This window comes from Diaphorobacter sp. HDW4A, assembly GCF_011305995.1.
Lineage (GTDB): Bacteria > Pseudomonadota > Gammaproteobacteria > Burkholderiales > Burkholderiaceae_C > Diaphorobacter_A.
This window is the reverse complement of the sequence record NZ_CP049910.1, coordinates 4,028,890-4,048,333: the sequence shown is the minus strand read 5'-3', so window position 1 is coordinate 4,048,333 and position 19,444 is coordinate 4,028,890. Positions and strand designations below refer to the sequence as shown.

At 63.0% G+C, this 19,444-nt stretch carries 15 protein-coding genes; 6 read left to right on the top strand and 9 right to left on the bottom strand.

Annotated features, from left to right (window positions below; genetic code table 11):
* The first annotated feature begins 3 nt into the window (after positions 1-3).
* The 3 genes from fmdA to G7047_RS18540 all read left to right on the top strand — a co-directional run bounded on the left by fmdA (position 4) and on the right by G7047_RS18540 (position 2,348).
* Positions 4-1,239, top strand: a complete 1,236-nt coding sequence (fmdA, locus tag G7047_RS18550) for a formamidase (protein WP_166308652.1) — start codon at positions 4-6, stop codon at positions 1,237-1,239.
* A gap of 5 nt (positions 1,240-1,244) precedes the next feature.
* The gene (locus G7047_RS18545) at positions 1,245-1,586 is read left to right on the top strand and encodes an FmdB family zinc ribbon protein (protein WP_166308649.1); all 342 of its coding nucleotides are present in this window, start codon (positions 1,245-1,247) and stop codon (positions 1,584-1,586) included.
* A gap of 96 nt (positions 1,587-1,682) precedes the next feature.
* On the top strand, positions 1,683-2,348 hold the full coding sequence (locus tag G7047_RS18540; protein ID WP_166308646.1) for a DsbA family oxidoreductase: 666 nt from the start codon (positions 1,683-1,685) through the stop codon (positions 2,346-2,348).
* Here the strand turns inward: G7047_RS18540 and G7047_RS18535 are convergent, their stop codons facing one another.
* The 3 genes from G7047_RS18535 to cphA (G7047_RS18525) form a co-directional block, all read right to left on the bottom strand.
* Positions 2,349-2,843 carry a CreA family protein gene (locus G7047_RS18535; protein WP_166308643.1) on the bottom strand — a complete coding sequence of 165 codons (495 nt, stop codon included), beginning with the start codon at positions 2,841-2,843 and terminating at the stop codon, positions 2,349-2,351.
* A 44-nt stretch (positions 2,844-2,887) separates the two neighbouring features.
* Positions 2,888-5,464 carry a cyanophycin synthetase gene (gene cphA, locus G7047_RS18530; RefSeq protein ID WP_166308640.1) on the bottom strand — a complete coding sequence of 859 codons (2,577 nt, stop codon included), beginning with the start codon at positions 5,462-5,464 and terminating at the stop codon, positions 2,888-2,890.
* Positions 5,465-5,545: 81 nt separating this feature from the next.
* Positions 5,546-7,720, bottom strand: coding sequence for a cyanophycin synthetase (gene cphA, locus G7047_RS18525; RefSeq protein ID WP_166308637.1), 2,175 nt, complete (start codon positions 7,718-7,720; stop codon positions 5,546-5,548).
* Positions 7,721-7,995: 275 nt separating this feature from the next.
* On the opposite strand from cphA (G7047_RS18525), the gene G7047_RS18520 reads away from it, so the two are divergent.
* Together G7047_RS18520 and G7047_RS18515 are read left to right on the top strand one after the other, a co-directional pair.
* Positions 7,996-10,299, top strand: a complete 2,304-nt coding sequence (locus tag G7047_RS18520) for an ABC transporter transmembrane domain-containing protein (protein WP_240939174.1) — start codon at positions 7,996-7,998, stop codon at positions 10,297-10,299.
* Between the two features lie 27 nt (positions 10,300-10,326).
* Positions 10,327-10,824, top strand: a complete 498-nt coding sequence (locus G7047_RS18515; RefSeq protein ID WP_166308631.1) for a DUF1854 domain-containing protein — start codon at positions 10,327-10,329, stop codon at positions 10,822-10,824.
* A gap of 74 nt (positions 10,825-10,898) precedes the next feature.
* On the opposite strand, the gene G7047_RS18510 is transcribed toward G7047_RS18515, so the two are convergent.
* From G7047_RS18510 to G7047_RS18495, 4 genes are all read right to left on the bottom strand, one after another.
* Positions 10,899-11,288, bottom strand: a complete 390-nt coding sequence (locus G7047_RS18510; protein ID WP_166308628.1) for an EF-hand domain-containing protein — start codon at positions 11,286-11,288, stop codon at positions 10,899-10,901.
* 148 nt (positions 11,289-11,436) lie between these two features.
* Positions 11,437-12,339 carry a 5'-nucleotidase gene (locus tag G7047_RS18505; protein ID WP_166308625.1) on the bottom strand — a complete coding sequence of 301 codons (903 nt, stop codon included), beginning with the start codon at positions 12,337-12,339 and terminating at the stop codon, positions 11,437-11,439.
* A 21-nt stretch (positions 12,340-12,360) separates the two neighbouring features.
* Entirely contained in the window at positions 12,361-13,590 is a 1,230-nt protein-coding gene (gene gspF / locus G7047_RS18500; protein ID WP_166308622.1) for a type II secretion system inner membrane protein GspF, read from the bottom strand.
* Positions 13,591-13,718: 128 nt separating this feature from the next.
* Positions 13,719-14,705 carry an LLM class flavin-dependent oxidoreductase gene (locus tag G7047_RS18495; protein WP_240939173.1) on the bottom strand — a complete coding sequence of 329 codons (987 nt, stop codon included), beginning with the start codon at positions 14,703-14,705 and terminating at the stop codon, positions 13,719-13,721.
* Positions 14,706-15,052: 347 nt separating this feature from the next.
* Here G7047_RS18495 and G7047_RS18490 point away from each other — a divergent pair, with 347 nt between their 5' ends.
* Positions 15,053-15,613: a CZB domain-containing protein gene (locus G7047_RS18490; protein ID WP_240939172.1), complete on the top strand. Its 561-nt coding sequence runs from the start codon at positions 15,053-15,055 to the stop codon at positions 15,611-15,613.
* A gap of 29 nt (positions 15,614-15,642) precedes the next feature.
* On the opposite strand, the gene G7047_RS18485 is transcribed toward G7047_RS18490, so the two are convergent.
* Positions 15,643-17,004 carry a GspE/PulE family protein gene (locus tag G7047_RS18485; RefSeq protein ID WP_166308618.1) on the bottom strand — a complete coding sequence of 454 codons (1,362 nt, stop codon included), beginning with the start codon at positions 17,002-17,004 and terminating at the stop codon, positions 15,643-15,645.
* A 75-nt stretch (positions 17,005-17,079) separates the two neighbouring features.
* On the bottom strand, positions 17,080-19,443 hold the full coding sequence (gspD, locus tag G7047_RS18480; protein WP_166308616.1) for a type II secretion system secretin GspD: 2,364 nt from the start codon (positions 19,441-19,443) through the stop codon (positions 17,080-17,082).
* Position 19,444: the final 1 nt, after the last annotated feature.

Genomic DNA, 19,444 nt, shown 5'->3' with positions numbered 1-19,444 from the left:
CACATGCCGGAAACTCTCATCAAGGTCGATCTTTCGCAGCCCGCCCCCTCCAACGAACAGGTGCACAACCGCTGGCATCCCGACATTCCCATGGCCTGCTGGGTCAATCCCGGCGATGACTTCGTGCTCGAAACCTATGACTGGACGGGCGGTTTCATCAAGAACAACGACAGCGCGGATGATGTGCGCGACATCGACCTGACCACGGTGCACTATCTCTCGGGTCCCGTCGGCGTGAAGGGCGCGGAACCCGGCGATCTGCTGGTGGTGGACCTGCTCGACATCGGTGCCAAGCAGGAAAGCATGTGGGGTTTCAATGGTTTTTTCAGCAAGAACAACGGCGGCGGTTTTCTGACCGACCACTTTCCCGCCGCGCAGAAATCGATCTGGGATTTCCACGGCATGTTTACCAGCTCGCGCCATGTGCCGGGTGTGAATTACGCGGGCCTGATCCACCCCGGCCTCATCGGCTGCCTGCCGGACCCCAAGATGCTCGCCACATGGAACGAACGCGAGTACAACCTGATCCAGACCGACCCCACACGCGTACCGAGTCTGGCGAATCCACCAAGCTCACCCACTGCCCACATGGGCAAGCTAAAGGGCGACGCTGCCGCTAAGGCCGCAGCGGAAGGCGCGCGCACCGTGCCGCCGCGCGAGCATGGTGGCAACTGTGACATCAAGGATCTGTCGCGTGGATCGAAGGTGTTCTTCCCGGTGTATGTCGATGGCGCGGGCCTGTCGGTGGGCGATCTGCACTTCAGCCAGGGCGACGGCGAGATCACCTTCTGCGGTGCCATCGAAATGGCCGGTTGGGTGCACATGCGGGTGAGCCTCATCAAAGGCGGCATGGCGAAGTACGGTATCAAGAACCCGATTTTCAAACCCAGCCCGATCACGCCCGCCTACAACGACTACCTGATCTTCGAAGGCATCAGCGTGGATGAGCAGGGCAAGCAGTACTACCTCGACGTGAACGTGGCGTATCGCCAGGCCTGTCTCAACGCCATCGAGTATCTGAAAAAGTTCGGTTTTTCGGGCGCGCAGGCCTATTCGATTCTGGGCACCGCGCCCGTGCAAGGCCACATCAGCGGCGTAGTCGATGTGCCCAACGCCTGTGCAACGCTGTGGCTGCCCACGCAGATCTTCGACTTCGACATCAATCCGAGCGCAGCCGGGCCGACGAAGTTCCTCGACGGCAGCATCGACATGCCGATCTCCTACGACCTGAAGGTGTAGTCGCCATGCCCACTTATGAATATGCCTGCAGCGCATGCGGCGGATTTGATGCCTTTCGCGCGATGTCCGAACGCAACGTGCCCGCGCCCTGTCCAGAATGCGGAGCCGCGAGCGAACGCACCTTCGCCAGCGCGCCACGCCTCGGCCTGCTCGAGGGCGGCACGCGCCGTGCGATGGACGTGAACGAGCGCGCCCGCCACGAGCCGCGCAGCTCGCGCGACTACCAGCGGCTCAAGCATCCTGCGGGGTGTGGCTGTTGTTCGGGAGTGAAGTCCAAGGCGACGGTCACCGCGCCGAACGGGGCCAAGACCTTTCCGTCAAAAAGGCCGTGGATGATCAGCCATTGACGTGTTGCGCAGGACATCCGGAAACGGCGTGGGGAAACTGGAAATGGCGTAGATTGCATCCACGTCATTTCATTGAAAACTTACGGAGTCCTTGCCATGTCCAACGCACCCACCAAGCTCAAGATCGACTTCGTCTCCGACGTCTCCTGCCCATGGTGCGCCATTGGGCTGAACGCGCTGGAGATGGCGGCCGAGCGCGTGAAGGATGAGGTGCAGATCGACCTGCACTTCCAGCCGTTCGAGCTCAACGCGGACATGGTGCCCGAGGGCGAAGACGTCATGGAGCACCTGCAGCGCAAATACGGTGCACCCGCCGAGCAGATGCGCAAGAACCAGCAGGCGATCACCGAGCGCGGCGCTGGCGTTGGCTTCACTTTCAATATGGACCAGCGCAGCCGCATCTACAACACTTTCGACGCGCACCGCCTGCTGCATTGGCAGGGGGAAGAAGGCCAGGCCGAACAGCAAGGCGCGCTCAAGCATGCATTCTTCAAGGCGTATTTCACGAACGGAGAAAACCCCAGTGACCACGCCGTGTTGCTGCGCATCGTTCGCGAGCTGGGTCTCGACGAGGCACGTGCGAAGGCAATACTGGATTCAGACGAATACGCGAGCGAGGTACGCGAACGCGAGGCTTTCTACCATCAGCACGGCATCAACTCAGTGCCTGCGGTGATCGTCAACGATCGCCATCTGATTCAGGGTGGGCAGCCGGTGGAGGTGTTTGAGGAGGTGCTGCGGAAGCTGGCTGCGCAGGCCTGATCACTTCCTCACCGGAATCACCGTGCCCTGCGCGACGGGCACAGCGGACACTGAGTTCTGCGGCGAGCCGTCGATGAGCTTGTCGGAGTAGGTGAGGTAGACCAGCGTGTTGCGCTTGGCGTCCACCATGCGCACGACGCGCAAGCGCTTGAACAATATGGACATGCGTTCGCTGAAGACTTCGTCCTGCTGCTTGAGCGGCTGCGGGAACGAGATCGCACTCACCTGATGGCAGGACAGGGAGGCTTCTGCTCGGTCTTCGGCGAGGCCCAGCGTGCCCTTGACGCCGCCGATGCGGGCGCGCGAGACGTAGCAGGTGACGCCATGCACTTCGGGGTCGTCGTAGGCCTCGACGATGATGTCGTGGTCGCGGCCGATGAGCTTGAAGGCGGTGTCGACCGTGCCGATCTTCTCACCGTCGGCCGCGAAGGCCGAGAGCGACAGACAGGCCAGCGCGAGTGCTGGTACGAAGGACTTCCGGATCAGGTGGCGCATGGCTTGTCGTGTCGGGTCAGTGAGAGTTTGGAGCAGCGTTCGCGTCAGGCCTTGGCTTCGGCGCAGCGCTTGTTCAGGTGGGCGAGGGCTTCTTCCACCTGATCGACGAGCACGAGGCTCAGGTCGCCGGGCTGCAGGCGTTCCAGCGCGTGATCGATGGCGATGAACTCGCCGTGGATCTCGGTGCTGTATGTGGTGCGCGGCGCGCCTTCGAGGCCCTGCTTGAGCAGGCCGAGCACTTCGCCGTCTTCACGGCCGCGCTGGCAGGCGTCTTGATAGAGGATCACGTCGTCGAAGTACTGGCCGAGGATGCGGGTCTGCTCGACGATGTCCTGATCGCGGCGGTCGCCTGCGCCCGAGATCACCACGCTGCGGCGCTTGCCGGGCATGGCTTGCACGGCTTGTGCAAGTGCGCGGATGGCGTCGGGATTGTGGCCGTAGTCGGCGATCACGGTGGCGCCACGATAGTCCATCACGTTGAAGCGTGCAGGGGCGTTGTCGCTGTCGTTCATGAAGCCAGCCAGGCCGCGGCGGATGGTCTGCCAAGGCAGGCCGGAGGCCCATGCGGCGCCAATGGAGGCCATGACGTTTTCGACCTGGAAAGTGATCAGGCCGCTGCGTGTGATCGGAATATCGCGCAGCGGAATGCTTTCGCGCCACGAGCCTTCGGCGGCCACGATGTTGTCGCCATCGACGTAGACCACGCGGTTGCCTTGTGCGCGGTGTGTGGCCATCACGGGGTGGTGGCGGTCGGCGGCGAAGAAGATCACCTTGCCGGGGCAGACCGACGCCATGACCGCAACCAGCGGATCGGCGGCGTTCAGCACAGCGTACCCAGAGGGAGCGACGTTCTGCACGATCACGCGCTTGAGCACGGCCACGTCTTCGGCGGTGGTGATGAAGTTCAGACCCAGATGGTCGCCTTCGCCGACGTTGGTGACCACGGCCACCTGGCAGCGGTCGAAGCCGAGGCCTTCGCGCAGGATGCCGCCGCGCGCGCATTCGAGCACGGCCGCATCGGTTTCGGGATGGGCGAGCGCGTTGCGGGCGCTGCGGGGGCCGGAGCAGTCACCGCTGTCGATCTGGCGACCGTTGACGTAGACGCCATCGGTGTTGGTCATCGCTGTGCGCCAGCCGTGCGAGGTGAACAGGTGGGCGATCACGCGGGTGGTGGTGGTCTTGCCGTTGGTGCCGGTGACAGCGACGACCGGAATGCGGCCGTCCTGACCGGGCGCGAACAGCTCGTCGACCATGGGCACGCCGACGTTGCGCGGCTTGCCGAAGGAGGGGGCGAGGTGCATGCGCAGGCCTGGGGCCGCGTTCACTTCGACGATGCCGCCGTTCTGTTCTTCGAGCGGCTTGAGCATGGTCTCGCAGACCACGTCGACGCCGCAGATGTGCAGGCCGATGGTCTGCGCGGCCTCGATGGCACGGGCGGCGACCTCTGGGTGCACGTCGTCGGTCACATCGGTGGCGCTGCCGCCGGTGGACAGGTTGGCGTTGTTGCGCAGCACGACGCGCTGGCCCTGTGCGGGCACGGATTCGGGCGTCAGGCCTTCGGAGGCGATGCGCGCGACGGCGATGTCGTCGAGGCGGATCTTGGTGAGCGCTGTGCCGTGGCCGGAGCCGCGGCGTGGGTCGCGATTGACGATCTCGACGAGCTCGCGGATGTTGTGTTCGCCATCGCCGAGCACCTGCGGCGGTTCGCGGCGCGCGGCAGCGACGAGTTGGCCGCCCACTACGAGCAGCCGGAAGTCATGACCGGGCAGAAAGCGCTCGACCATCACGTCGTCGCCGAACTCCTCGGCGACCTTGTAGGCGGCTTCGAGGCCTTCGCGCGTGGTGATGTTGACGACCACACCCTTGCCCTGATTGCCGTCCTGCGGCTTCACAACCACGGGCAGGCCCACTTCCTGTGCAACGACCCAGGCGTCGCCCACGTCCTTGACGGGACGACCGAGCGGCACGGGCACGCCAGCCGCGTGCAGCAGGCGCTTGGTGAGGTCCTTGTCCTGCGCGATGGACTCGGCCACGGCGCTGGTCATGTCGAGCTCGGCGGCCTGGATGCGGCGGGCCTTGGAGCCCCAGCCGAGCTGCACGAGCGAGCCCGAGGTCAGGCGGCGGAACGGAATGCCGCGTGCGACGGCGGCGTCCACGATGGAGCCGGTCGAGGGGCCGATGCGCTCGTCCTCATCGGTGTCACGCAGATCGGCAATCGCCTTGTCGGCGTCGAACGGGGTGTCGTCCGTCGCCGCGCGCAGCAGCGCCTCGGCATATTCCATGGCCTTGCGGCCGACGGCTTCTTCGGTGTATTCGACGACGACCTGGAAGGTGCCGGGCTCGATCGTGGAGTGCGTGCGGCTGAAGGTGACGGGGCAGCCCGCCTGTGCCTGCAGCGACAGCGCTGCGACTTCGAGCACATGGGCGAGCGACAGGCGCTGGTCTGCACCGTGGGGTTGCAGGATGCCGATCTTGGGGAAGCGTGCGCGCAGGCGGTTTTCAAAACCGGCGATGTCGGAGTACACGCACTCATTGGAGTCGCAGTGCACGATGGCTTCGATGGCCGTGCTGCGGGTCCAGAGATTCGGGCCACGGAGGGCTCGGACGCGGGTGACTTGCATGTGTCTTCTTTCTTTGTCGCGTTGCCGCTTCGTGTGCGGCAACGCAGAGAAATCATCTGGTGTCAGGTTACGTGATCGGTCTTAGATCTCGTTGTACTCGAAGGTCTTGATGCCCGCGCCGATGAGATCGGGCGCGATGTCCATCGACCAAGCCGTGGCGATGGCTGCCAGCAGGGCCGGCGTGTCGGGCTTGCGACCGCCGGGCAGCGACAGCGCATCGAGCGTGCCGAGTACACGTTCCTGCGCGCCGGTGGCGAGTACCACCTGATTGTTGCGCACGAACACGGCGCGGCCTTCGGCGTTGTCCGCGCGGTGCTGGACGATGTGGGCGTTGTCGGCCTGCATCGAGTACAGCAGCACCTCGCCGTCGCACAGGCGGGCAAGATCGGCCACCTGTTCGATGTCGGCGTTGAGCACGCCAGCACCTTCGTCGAGCACCACGTCGATCTGTGTGCGCATCACACGGGTCATCTGACCCTGTTCGTGCACGTCATGGTCCTTGAGCGTCTCGAAACCGTCCATGTCGGTGACCACGCCGACGAGGCAGCGGTCATAGGCCAGACCTTCGGCAAGGATCGAACGCGCGGTGGTTTCGATCACGGCTGCCTGGGCGAGGCGGTTGGTGAGCAGGCGGTGTGCGCCCGCCCAGTTGGCGGTGTTGGTCTTCTGGGTGTGGCGGTTGTTCAGGAACATGCCCTGTTCGCTCGCCACGCCGGTGAGCTTGCCCGAGAGCTGCAGCAGCCAGCCGACGAGGCGCGCGATGAACGCGTTCTCGCGCGTGCCAGCAATGCCGACCACAGGAATGCGGCCCGCGCCGGTGCCATCTTCGATCGTCGGGAACAGGTGCTCGACGATGGCCTGACCCACGGGGCGCGGTGCGCCGCTGGTGGGCTTCAGGTGCATGAGCAGACCGGGACCGGCGTTCACTTCGAGGATCGCGCCCTGACCCTTCATCGGCTTGGAGACGTCCTGCAGGATCATGTCCATGCCCGCGATGTCCAGACCCACGATCTTGGCCGCAAGCGTGGCGTAGTAAGCCACGTCGGGGTGCACTTCGTCGGTGCAGTCGATAGCCATGTTGCCGTTGCGCTGTAGCAGAATGGATTCGCCCTGCGCGGGCACTGAGGCGGACGTCACGTTCTGGCGTTTGAGTTCCAGCTTGACGGCGGGGGCGTCCAGGTTGATCCAGTCGAGCGGATATTCCTGTTCCGGACCACGGCGCGGGTCTTGGTTGACCACGGCCACCAGCTCGGCCAGCGTGGACTTGCCGTTGCCGGCTACGCTCACGGTTTCGCCACGGCAGGCTGCAACGACCTTGCCGCCGACCACGAGCAAGCGGTGCTCGGTGCCATCGATGAATTTCTCGACGATCACGTCGGAGCCCTCAGGCTGAGCCAGTGCGAAGGCAGTTTTGATGTCGTCTTCGGTGCTCAGGTCCAGCGTCACGCCGCGTGCATGGTTGCCGTCGGAGGGCTTGACGGTGACGGGAAAGCCGATGTCCTGCGCGACTTCCCAGGCTTCCTCGGGCGAGTTCACGATCTGGCCTTCGGGCACTGGCACGCCGCAGGCGGTCAGCAGGCGCTTGGTGAAGTCCTTGTCCTGGGCGATGCCTTCGGCAATCGCGCTGGTCTGGTCGCTTTCGGCGGTCCAGATGCGGCGCTGCGCAGCGCCATAGCCAAGCTGCACGAGGTTGCCGTCGTTCAGGCGGATGTGGGGAATGCGGCGCTCGCCGGCGGCGTCGACGATGCTGCCGGTGCTTGGACCGAGGTAGCGGTCGTTGATCTCTGTTTTGATGGCCTGAACGGCGGGCTTGATATCGTACGGCAGGTCGTTGATCGCCGCCATGATCAGCTTGTGCCCCCAAGCGAGTGCCGTGCGCGCCACCGACTCCTCGGGGCATCGGAACACCATGCGGTAGACGCCGCGTTGGGAGATTTCGCGCGTCTGCCCGAATTCGGCGGGCATGCCGGCGAGGTTCAGCAACTCGATGACGATGTGCTCCAGCACATGGCCCATCCAGGTACCTTCCTTCAGCCGCAGCAGAAAGCCACCACGCTCGCCCACGCCACAGGTATGCTCGATCAGGTCGGGCAGCCAAGCGGTGAGTCGCTCATTGAAACCGGGGATCTTGTTGGACGGGTAGTCCTCCAACTCTCCCAGATCGAGCCAGACCTCCAGAACGGGTCGGTAGGTCCAGACGCTGGGGCCGCGCAGATAGGTCGTGCGCAAGAGTTGGATATCTTTGAATGTCGCCATGGATTGCAACTAGTGAATTCTTGAATTGCCAGAGTGGAAACCGGATTGTCGATCACCAAATGGCCGCAACAGGTGCATTGTGCGCGTTAATTGCGACTTGAGTGACGGGATGTCAGCCGAGGAGGGGGGCAGCGCGTTAAAAACGGGTGTTGCCAATCTGGCCCTCTTGTCGTGGACAATTCAGATGAGGGCACTGACAGTGTTTTGAAGGTGCCAAGGGCCGAAAAATAATCCAAATGCAAAATCACCACCATCCTGTGGACGCTGCCGGCGTCATGAATTCCCCCGCCGGACAGCAAGTGCGAGCACAGCTCGGTACAGATGAAAACGTGCTGGCATCCCTGGAGGTTGACCTGACACCCGATTTGCGGTTCGAGCAGGGGCTGCTGGTGTTGACATCGCAGCGTCTTATTTTCCGCAATGCGAAATCAGATGTGCGGGATTGGCAACTTGAGCCCGGCATGTCGCTGCGCCTCCTGGACCATGGTGGGGTCGGCACGCTCGAACTGCACGACGACAACCAGCGCCACGGAATCTGGCGGTTCACGCTGGCGCGTCACCCACAGGCGCTGGTGCTGATGCAGAAGTTCGACAAGCTCGAACGTCGTCTCTCGGCCCTGCGCGATGGCTCGTCGCTGCCCGCCGACGAGGAAGAGGAAACGCTGTGCCCCAGCTGTCACGCGCCGTTGCCGCCAGACAGCGAGGAATGCCCGGCCTGCGCGCGCCAGCAAGCGCCGCAGACCTCGACTTGGGTGCTGCTGCGCCTTTGGCGTTTTGCAAAACCTTACAAAAATCAACTGCTATTAGGCTTTCTGTTGACGTTGGCTGCCACTGGCGCACAGTTGGTCGCGCCGTATTTGACGATTCCGATCATGGACAAGATCCTGATCCCGTACCAGAACGGCCAGAAGATCGACCCCGGCACCGTAGTCTTCTACCTGAGCGGTCTGCTGATCTCTGCGGTGCTCGCCTGGATTCTGGGCTGGGCACGCACCTTCGTGCTGGCCAAGGTGTCCGAGCGCATCGGCTCGGGGTTGCGCACCCAGACGTATGACCATCTGCTCAAGCTCTCGCTCGACTACTACGGCAGCAAGCGCACCGGTGATCTGATGGCACGCATTGGGACAGAGACCGACCGCATCAACCTGTTCCTGTCGCTCAATGCGCTCGACTTCGCGACCGACGTGCTCATGATGATGATGACGGCGGCGATCCTCTTCTCGATCAATCCCTGGCTGGCCCTCGTCACACTCGTGCCGCTGCCGTTCATCGCATGGATGATCCATCTGGTGCGTGAACGCCTGCGTACCGGTTTCGAGAAGATCGACCGTGTCTGGTCTGAGGTGACCAACGTGCTGGCCGACACCATCCCCGGCATCCGCGTGGTCAAAGCTTTTGCTCAGGAGCAGCGCGAGTCCGACCGCTTCGCCGACGCCAACAAGGCCAACCTGGAGGCCAACGACCGCGTGAACAAGACCTGGTCGCTTTTCACTCCCACAGTTACCTTCCTGACTGAAATCGGCTTGCTCATCGTTTGGGGCTTTGGCATCTGGCTGGTGGCGGGTGGCAGCATCACCGTCGGTGTGCTCACCGCCTTCGTTGCCTACATCGGACGTTTCTACAGCCGTCTTGATTCGATGAGCCGCATCGTTTCGGTCACGCAGAAGGCTGCGGCCGGTGCCAAGCGCATTTTCGACATTCTGGATCATGTGAGCAACGTGCCAGATCCGCAGAACCCGGTGCGTCTGCCGAACAACGTGAGGGGCGCGCTGACCATGGAAGACGTGAGCTTCCGCTACGGCAGCCGCTCGGTCATCAAGCACCTGAACCTGCAGATCAAGCCCGGCGAGATGATCGGACTGGTGGGCCACAGCGGCTCGGGCAAGAGCACGCTGGTCAACTTGATCTGCCGTTTCTACGACGTGAGCGAGGGCTCGATCCAGCTCGACGGCGTGGATCTGCGCCGCATCGCCGTGTCGGACTTCCGCCGTAACATCGGCCTTGTGCTGCAGGAGCCGTTTTTGTTCTTCGGCACCATCGCCGAGAACATCGCCTACGGCAAGCCGGAGGCGACACGCGAGGAAATCGTCGCTGCCGCACGCGCCGCGCACGCCCATGAATTCATTCTACGTCTGCCACATGGCTATGACTCGCTCGTGGGCGAGCGTGGCCAGGGGCTGTCGGGCGGCGAGCGCCAGCGCATCTCGATTGCGCGTGCGCTGCTGATTGATCCACGCATTCTGATTCTTGACGAAGCGACTTCGGCGGTGGATACCGAGACCGAAAAGGAAATCCAGAAGGCGCTCGACAACCTCGTGCAAGGCCGCACGACGATTGCGATTGCCCACCGCTTGTCCACGTTGCGCAAGGCCGACCGCTTGGTGGTGATGGACCGCGGCGAGATCGTGGAGGTCGGCCCGCACGACGAACTCATGGCCAAGGAAGGCGCGTACTGGCGCCTCTACATGGCACAGGCCCGCCGCGCCGAGGAAGACGCTGAAGCCGCAGGTGTGGTGATCGACGCCGCATCCCGCGTCGCCGCCAAGGCCCCCGCTGACACTCCCGTTGCACACGCCTGAGGCCAGAGATCCGGAGCGAAAGAAATCATGTCATTGCACAGCCAGACACCCGCCAACATTGCCTTCCAACTCTCGCGCAACGCCCACGGCCGCCTCACGCTGCGTCTCGCCGCTGGCGGCAAGGAGCATGTCGGCGTGCTGCCGGTGCGCGCCTATCCGATCTCGGCCCCGAACGAAGGACTGTCGCTGTTTGGCACCGACGGTCACGAGATCGTCTGGATTGATCGTATGGACCAGCTCTCCGCCGATCAGCGCACGCTCATCGAGGAGGAATTGGCGGCGCGTGAATTCGTGCCGACAATCCAGAAACTGATCAGCGTGTCGACGTTCGCGACGCCTAGCACCTGGAGCGTGGAGACGGATCGGGGACCGTTCGATCTGGTGCTCAAGGCGGAGGAAGACATACGCAAGCTTGAGGGGCGGACCCATCTGCTCATCACCGCGAGCGATGGGCTCCAGTTTCGCGTGCGTGATTCATCTGTCCTCGACAAGCACTCGCGCAAGCTGCTCGGTCGTTTTCTCTGATTGATTCTTTGGCGTCGCCTTTTGCGTCGACGGGTCAATTGTTTGAAGGCGGGTTTTGCTGGTCAGGGTGGTTTTTATTCTTTGCTTGCTGCTGCCGCTTCTTTTGACGCGGCGGCTTCTGCTTTGGCCTTGTCGCGCGCTGTGCGGTATTTGACGGTGTAGGCGCGGATTTCGTCGAGCGTCACGAAGTTGTCCTTGTTGGTGTCGGCATCATCGAACGCTGCCGCGAGCCTGGGGATGATGGCGACTTCCTTGCGGTTGAGTTTGCCGTCGCCGTTGAAGTCGAGCATGTTGAACTCGCGGATTGCCTTGAGCTCGCCCTTGCTGAGTGGCGCGCTGGCCTGGGCCTGCGGGGCTTCAGCAGCGATTTGCTGGGGCCCCTTGGCGTTGGCCCACGGTGCGGCGATCAGCGCGGCGGCGAGTGATGTGACGGCAATGAGGGTGTGCGGGCGAAGTCCGGACATGGGCGATGGAGTTTGAGCGAAAAACACGATTGGGGAACGAGCGATGTTGCCATGCACGGTTCGGCATGTATGTCGGACACTTCGCGCTTTGCACAACTTTGCCAGGCACCCATTTGCTTGCGAAGTGGGTGTATCGAGGCCGTGAGGATCAGGGATTTGAATTGGATATGCCGCTGCTCACATGGCCTGCGGGCACATGGCGTGCGGCCGATTCGACGTGGCCGGTCTGGTCGTCGAAGAAGAAGTCTGGCTCGAATTCGCGCAGGAACGGGCCTTTTTCGAGGCCGCCGAGGAACATGGCTTCGTCTACCTGGATGTTCCATTCCATCAGTGTGCGAATCGCGCGCTTGTGGGCAGGAGCACTGCGCGCTGTTACCAATGCGGTGCGGATGCGCATGTTCGCGCTTCCAGCCTGTTGCAACCGATGGAGCGCAACCAGCAAAGGTTTGAAAGGTCCTTCTGGAAGTGGTCTTCCTACGTTGTCTGATTCATGACGTTGGAACGCCGCGAGACCTTCACGTTGATAGACCAACTCTGCTTCATCAGAGAACAGGACCGCGTCACCGTCGAATGCAATTCGAACCTCGTTGGGGTTCGAATCACTTGCGCGTTTCGAGTCGGTAAACACGTGCGCGGCGGGATAGCCCAATTGCAAGGCTTCTTTCACGTCTTTGTCGTTGGCTGACAGGAACAGGTGCGCGCCCAAGGGCCGAAGATAGCGAAACGGCGCACCACCTTGGGTGAATACGCCGCGTTGCAATGGAATGTTTGCAGCCTGCGTGGAATTGAACACTCGCATTCCGCTCACCGGATCATTGCGTGAGAGCATCACCACCTCGACGCGCTGTTTGCCGTCGGCGTTGAAGGCCAGCAGCTTTCTGATCAACGAAAACGCCACACCCGGACGCGCTGGCGTGTCCAGCCTGTCCAGCTGCAATTGCATGTAGGCCTGCGGATTCTCGGCGTCGAACAGACGGTTCTCTTCTTCGAAATCGAACAGGGCGCGCGAGGAAATCGCGACCACCAGTTGATCATCCAGCGTGACGGGCATGGCTTTGTCTTGTGGTTGGAGTTACTTGACGAATTGGTTGAGCTGGATGATCGGCATGAGCACGGCCAGCACGATCAGCATGACGATCAGGCCCATGGCAACGATCAGCAGCGGCTCGAGAATCGTGGCGAGCTGCATGGCGCGGCGCTGCACTTCGGTAGACAGTTGATTGGCCGCGCGTTGCAGCATCAGCGGCAGCTGACCGGTCTGTTCGCCAAGGCGGGCGAACATCGAGACGAGGCCCGGAAAACGCTTTTTCTGTGAGATGGCCGAGGCCAGTGGTGCGCCTTCGCGCACCAGCACCAGCGCGTCGAGCGCATCGGCGCGCATGGCACGGTTGTTCAAGGTTTCGGCGGCGGCCTGCAGGGCCTTGAGAATCGGCACGCCTGCGCCCGCGAGCATCGCCAGCGTGCCGGCGAAGCGCGCGGCGTTGTAGCCGCGTGCGAGCTTGCCGACGATGGGCAGGTTCAGCCACCAGGCATCGAAGGTGGCGCGAAATGCGGGACGCGACAGCGCAGTGCGCATGAAGATCGCAAAGAGGATCACCACGCCGAGCATTAGCCAGCCGTAGTTGCGCACCACATCGCTGAGCGTGAGCATGGCGACGGTGAGCATCGGCAGCGCGCGCTTGCTTCCGGCGAACACGTTGGCCACCTGCGGCACCACATAGCCGACGAGGAACAGCACGATGACGATGGCCACACAGGTCACGATGGCCGGATAGAGCGAAGCGCCGATGAGCTTGGCGCGCAGGGCCTGGCGCTGTTCCAGATCGTCGGCCAGCTTGTCGAGCACCTCGCCGAGATGGCCGCTTTGCTCGCCTGCACCGATCACCGCGCAGAAGATGTCGGAGAACTCGCGCGGATGCTGCGACAGCGCTTTGGCGAAGGTCGATCCGGCATTCACTTCGGCACGCAGGGCAGCAACGAGATGGTGCTGGCGCTCGGTGTCGGCTTCTTCGGAGAGCGCGCTGAGCGCGCGCTCGAGCGGCAGTCCAGAGACGATCAACCCGGCGAGCTGGCGTGTCCAGATGGCGAGCTGCGTGGAGTTGAACACTGGCCGCGTGAGCAGGCGCTGGCTGAGCGACGGGGCCTGTCCGGCGGCGGTGTTCGAGGCGAGTGCTTCCACGGCCAGTGGCACGAGGGCCTGCGCGCGCAGCAGGCTGCGGGCGGCCTTGGGGCTGTCGGCGTCGATCGTGCCTTTGCGGGTCTGGCCTGCGGCGTCCAGTGCTTCAAAGGAAAAGGCGGGCATGCGTGGTTTTCAGGTTCGGCTGCGCCGTGCCAGTTCAACGAGAACGCTGAGAGGAACACGGCGCCAATGCCCTGATGGTAGCCGGTTGCCGAGGCGTTGCGATGTCCGGATGAAGGAGAGGTGCCTTCTCAGCCCTGCATGGCCTGCGCGGCGATCTCCAGCGAGCGCAGGCGCAGCGCGGGATCGTGGACGTCGCTCACCAGCATGAACTCGTCGGCTTCGGTGACCTCGGCGAGTTTCTCGAAGCCCGCCTTGACGGTCTCGGGCCCTCCGATGACGCCGATGGCGAGGAAGTCGGCAATCGCTTCACGCTCGCGCGGGCCGAGCTGCTGCAGATAGTTGTCGACAGGCGCCTTGAGCAGGCCACGCTGGTTGGTGAGGATGCCGAGCACGCGCTGGAAGGTGCTGCTGGCGAGGTATTCGGCCTCGTCGTCGGTGGGGGCGGCGATCACCGGCACGCCGATGACCACATAGGGCTTGGCGAGCGTGGCCGATGGCTTGAAACTGGCGCGGTAGATCTCGATGGCAGGCATCAGGAAGCGCGGTGCGAAATGCGAGGCGAAGGCGTAGGGCAGCCCCTTTTCAGCGGCGAGTTGGGCGGAGAACATGCTGGAGCCGAGCAGCCAGATTGGCACATTGGTGTCCGCCCCCGGCACGGCCACGATGCGCTGGCCTGGCTGGACAGGACCGAGCAGGCGCTGCAACTCGGCGACGTCGCGCGGGAAGTCCTCTTCAGTCTCGACGCGATCGCGGCGCAGTGCGCGCATCGTCGGGCCGTCCGTACCTGGCGCGCGGCCAAGGCCCAGCTCTATCCGCCCGGGGTAGAGCTCGGCAAGCGTACCGAACGCTTCGGCCACGACCAGTGGCGCGTGATTGGGCAACATGATGCCGCCCGAGCCCACACGGATGGAACTCGTCTGGCCCGCGATGTGACCAATGAGCACGGCCGTGGACGAACTGGCGATGCCGGGCATGTTGTGGTGTTCGGCCAGCCAGTAGCGCTTGAAGCCGAGCTGCTCTGCGCGTTGTGCGGTGCGCACCGCGATGGCGAGCGCATCGGCAACGGTGCCGCCTTCGCGGACGGCAACCAGATCGAGCATGGAGAGGGAGGGCATGGGGGTGGTACGCATCGCCCCATTGTGTGTGGAGGCCAAAAACTGCGCCTCAGTGCGGACAATTGATACTGGACAAAATGTGAATCAATGTTAATCAATCTATGGCAACACCTAAATTACCTGAAATAGGGTATGTGCAAACATTTTTTAACTATCTAGACTCGCGCAGATCAACCTTGATTCATCTAAGGGGATTCCGATATCCCATCTTTATTAGCAGGTTGATAGTTTTTAATTTAAAATATTGAAAATTCAATTGATATTTGGTATGGTTGAAGTGCGGCGACCGGTCTGAAAGATATGCCAGACGCTTTGTGCCATGCAATCCAACCCAGAGAGGGAGCGACATGGAAATACTCAAACGTTTGTTTGCACCGGGAGGGGCGTCTTCTGCCAAGGCGCGTCGAAAGCCTGAGCGCGCTGAAGACTGGTCGACCGTGCCCGCGTTGCAAGCCAGCGAACTGGTGGCTTTTGGCGATGAAGTCAGTCGCCTGTCCGTCGAGTTTGACATCGAAGCATTGATCGTGAGCCATGAGCGCTGGTTGCCTTGGCTATGGCAGGCCTTTGAAGGTCAGATCGACGAGCAACTGCGTCCCGATGTGATCCGCGATGATCGCAGCTCGGAGTTGGGGGCGTGGTTGCATGATGCGGGGCGCAAGGCGCTTGGCCATCTGCCGACATACGACATGCTGCTGGTGCGCAATCGCTATTTCCATCTGAAGGCCGCCGAGTTGATCACACTGATCGAGCAGGGCGACGCGGTGCTTGCGGAGCGCACGTTCAGGCAGTGCGAGCATGCCTCGCGCCAGATGGTTTTGCTGCTCAAGGAACTCAAGCGCGGGCTGGTGCGCAATCCTGCGGCAGAGGGGCGATCAGGCAGGAAGTCGGCGTTTCCGGCCAATACCTGAGGCGATTGCGTTGCGCAGTGTCCGAATGATCAGTCGCGCGTGACGCGCAATACTTCTTCGGCGCTGGTGACTCCGGCAGCCACCAGACGCTCGCCATCAGTGCGCATCAGCGTCATGCCGCTGGCCAGCGCTTGATCGCGGATCTCCGATTCGCTGACCTGACCGTGGATCTGTGCACGGATCTGGTCGTCCACCTCCAGCAATTCAAAGATTCCGGTGCGGCCCCGGTAGCCTGATGCCTCGTTCGGATCGAGCTTGCGCACCAACCGCTGTGCGAGCACGCCTAGCAGCGAGCTCGACAGCAGGAATGGTTCCACGCCCATGTCGGTCAGACGCGTGACGGCGCTGGCCGAATCGTTGGTGTGCAGCGTGGCAAGGACCAAGTGACCGGTGAGTGAGGCCTGAATTGCGATCTGCGCGGTTTCGAAGTCGCGGATTTCACCAATCATGATCACATCCGGATCCTGGCGCAGGATGGCGCGCAGGGCCTTGGCGAAGGTGAGGTCGATCTTGCTGTTGATCTGTGTTTGTCCGACGCCCGCGAGCTCGTATTCGATGGGGTCTTCCACCGTCATGATGTTGCTGCTCGTTGCGTCGAGACGGGCGAGCGCTGCGTACAGCGTGGTGGTCTTTCCCGAACCGGTCGGCCCGGTCACGAGGATGATGCCGTGTGGCTGCGAGATCAGTCGCTCGAACTGCGTGAGCACGGGGCCCTGCATGCCGACTGATTCGAGGCTGAGCTTGTTCTCGCTCTTGTCCAGCAGACGCAACACAGCGCGCTCTCCATGGGCGTTGGGCAGGGTGGAGACGCGCACGTCGATGGCGCGGGTGCCAAGGCGCAGCGAGATGCGGCCGTCCTGCGGCAGGCGTTTCTCCGAGATATCGAGATCGGCCATGATCTTCAGGCGCGAGATCAGCGCGGCGTGCAACGCGCGGTTGGGCTGAACCACCTCGCGCAGCGTGCCGTCCACGCGAAAGCGCACGCTGGAATGGCGCTCGTAGGGCTCGATGTGGATGTCGCTCGCGCCGTCGCGCACGGACTGCGTGAGCAGCGCGTTGAGCATGCGGATGATGGGCGCGTCACCGGCCGATTCCAGCAAGTCCTCCACCGCAGGCAACTCCTGCATCATGCGCGAGAGATCGGCGTCGGACTCGACCTCGCTCACCACCATTGCCGCGCTGGAATCCGACTGCGAATACGCCGAGCTGATGCGCTGGGCGAGCGCACCGTTGTCCAGCGGCATGAGCTGCTGCACGGCGTGCTTGCGCAGCACCTCGGACATCGCGCCCATGTCGGGCGCCATGCCGTGCCACAGCACCAGTTGGTGGCCATCGTCCTCCAGCAGCAACTGGTTCGAGCGTGCGAAGGTGTATGGCAGGGGATGGCGCATGGGCGGTGTGGCTGACGGTCGGTCTGGCGTTGAATCGATGGATGGATGAGGGCTGCGTAAGGCGCGTTCGGCGGCTTACTGCGGCGTGAAGTTGGGATCCTGCACCGTCGAGTCCGCAGGTTGCTGCGAAGTGGACTTGTTGCGGTTCACCTCCACCGGGAACAACGAGCCGGGCACCTGCTTCTTCGGCGCGTCGGAGTTCTTTGTTGGAGCGGTTTGTGTGTTCAGCGGCGGCAGCACCGGCGCCTGATTGACGGCACGCATGATGGTGCTGTCGGCGGGCTGGGTGTTCATCTGCAGCGCGCGAATGGCTTCGTAGCGGTCCTGCACCAGCGCGTCGCTGGTGGCATCATCACGGATCACGATGGGGCGCAGGAACACCATCAGATTGGTCTTCTTGCGCGCGCGCTGTTCGTTGCGGAACAGGCCGCCGACCAGTGGCAGGTCGCCCATCAGCGGCACTTTGTCTTGACCGAGCGCGTAGCTGTCCTCCATCAGACCGCCCAGCACGACAATATTGCCGTCCTGCACCAGCACGGCCGACTCAATGGCTCGTTTGCTGGTAGTGGGGCCGTTGGCATTGGATGCCGTGGTGCTGTTGACCTTGGAGACTTCCTGGTAGAGCGTGAGCTTGACGGTACCGTTTTCGCTGATTTGCGGGCGCACGCGCAGCATCAGGCCCACGTCCTTGCGTTCGACGGTGGTGAACGGGTTCACCGTGGAGCTGCCAGTGGAGTTGGCATAGGAGCCGGTCACGAACGGCACGTTCTCGCCGATGATGATCTGCGCCTCTTCATTGTCGAGCGTGAGCAGGTTGGGGGTGGAGAGCACGTTGGCATCGCCCGTGTTCTCGAGGAAGTTGGCCAGCACGCCGAGGTAATAATTGCCATTGATGCGCGGCGCGATGGCGATGGTGCCGCCCGCAGGCTTGTTGGACAGAGCTGAGGTGATGGTGGACGTGTTGCCACTTGCAGCGGCCAGCGCCAGATCGAGGATATTGGTGCCCGACTGGCTGGAGTTCATGCCGAGCAGGCCCAGCGTGCTGCCGTACTTGCCCATGATGCCCTGCCACTGGATGCCGAATTCGGCCACCTTGTTCGCGCTGACTTCCACAATCAGGCTCTCAATCAGCACCTGTGCGCGGCGGCCGTCGAGTTTGTCGATCACGGCGCGGATCTGGCGGTACTGCGGTTCGGGCGCGGTGATGATCAGCGAGTTCGTTGATGGATCTGCTTGAATCTGACCGCCCGTGGAGCCTTGAGTTGCATTGTTCTGCGAGCTGCCCGTGCCAGACAGCGCGCCCGATCCGAGGCCACCGCCGCTGGTGTTGCTGCCAAGGCCCGAGGATTGCGTGGTGCTGTTGTTGCTGGTGTTCGTCAGCCCGCCGGACATGCCGCCACTGCCGCCGCTGAAAGGCAAGCCTGAACCGGTGCTTGCACTGGTCCCGCCGCCTACCGAGCCATTGGAGATGGCGGCGCGCAAGGTGGCCGCGAGCTTTACTGCATCGGCGTTCTTCAGGTAGACGACGTGGATATTTCCGGTTGCGGCCGCGCTGCCGACGACGGGTGCCTGATCGAGCTTGGCCACGAGCGAGCGCACAAGCGCCAGACGCGCCGGGTTGGCCGCGCGCACGATCAACGCGTTGCTGCGGGGCTCGGCCAGCAGTGTGGTGCGATAGGAGCTGTCGGACTGGCCTGCCGCGCCGGGCGTTCCGGTGGCCGAAACGGCGGCGCCGCCCGAGCCGTCGATGAGCTTTTGGACCAGCGGCGCGAGGTCCGATGCGATGGCGTTTTGCAGCGAAATCACTTCCACGTCGCTCGCGTTGGAGACGTCCATGGCCGCGATGATGCGTGCGATGCGCTGCAGGTTGTCGCCGTAGTCGGTGATCACCAGCGAGTTGTTGCCGGGGTTCACGTTGATGGTGTTGTTGGGGCTGATTAGCGGACGCAGCACGGGCACCAGGTTGTTGGCGTTCTCGAAATTGAGCTTGAAGATCTGTGTGGCGATCTGGCCACCGCTGGCAGCCATGCCAGAGCTGCCCTGCGTGACGGTCACACCACCGGATTGCAGCTTGGCGTCGGCTTCGGGGACCACCTTGTAGAGACCGGCCGATTCGACGATGGTAAAGCCCTGCAGACGCAGTGCGGCGAGAAACTGCTGGAACGCGGTGTTCGGCGGTACGGGCTTGTCGGTGACCAGCGTGAGCTGACCCTTCACGCGCGGATCGACCACCACGTTGCGGCCGGTGATGGTCGCGATGGTGCGGGCCACGGCTTCGATGTCCGCATTGGCGAAGTTCAGCGTGACCGGCTCGTTGGATTGGATGCTGCCTTGCGGCGCGGCGACGGCTTGCAGCGGAACGCTGGCGCACAGCAGCAAAGTGCTGGCGGCGATGGAGTGCAGGGCGAGTCGCAGGCGGTGTGGAGGCAAGAGAGTCATG